Source organism: Candidatus Poribacteria bacterium (assembly GCA_021295755.1).
Lineage (GTDB): Bacteria > Poribacteria > WGA-4E > WGA-4E > PCPOR2b > PCPOR2b.
Map to the genome: position 1 here is coordinate 378 of JAGWBT010000215.1, position 594 is coordinate 971.

1 protein-coding gene is annotated in these 594 nt (G+C 53.7%); it reads left to right on the forward strand.

What is annotated here, in order from left to right; translation table 11 throughout:
* Positions 1–187: 187 nt before the first annotated feature.
* Positions 188–594 (forward strand): hypothetical protein (locus J4G02_22040; protein MCE2397195.1); only part of this gene is annotated, 407 nt, incomplete at its 3' end.

Consider the following 594-nt stretch of genomic DNA (forward strand, 5'->3'; position numbering starts at 1 on the left):
TCGATGGGAAAAAAGTCAGAAGGCGATTCATCTCGCCCATTCTCCAGACGGCATCCATTGGACTGCCTATAACAACGGACAGGCTGTATTGTCCCGCACCTCGATTCCTCATCCCCAGACCGAAGGGCGAAGTTACGTCACGGCATCGGATACGCATAATCAGATGAACTGAGATAGCGATGCGAAAGTGTACCGGATCTTCACCCGCGATATTTACGCCGGACCTGTTGAGGGAGATGACCGGAAGATAAGTCGCGGCAGCCGCACCATGACCAATCCTGACGTGAAAGCGGATCCAACAGGGTGGACGCTGATTCAAAGCTGGGAGTTCGACCGTGAGGGAGATTCAGAATACAAACGGCGGCAAATTTATGCACTGACAGACTGGAGGTACCAAGGTGTTCACTTCGCCCTGATGAGCGTGCTACGGACCGGGGGCTTAATCGATTGTTATATCGGCACGAGCCGTGATGCTTCTCATTGGGACTTAAGTTGGGTCTATGCGGGCGAACCGTTCATTCCCCCTGGTCCGAAAGACAGTTTCGATGCGGCGGGAGCGTTTCCCTTCTCGCAGATTGTGACGTGGAAAGACCG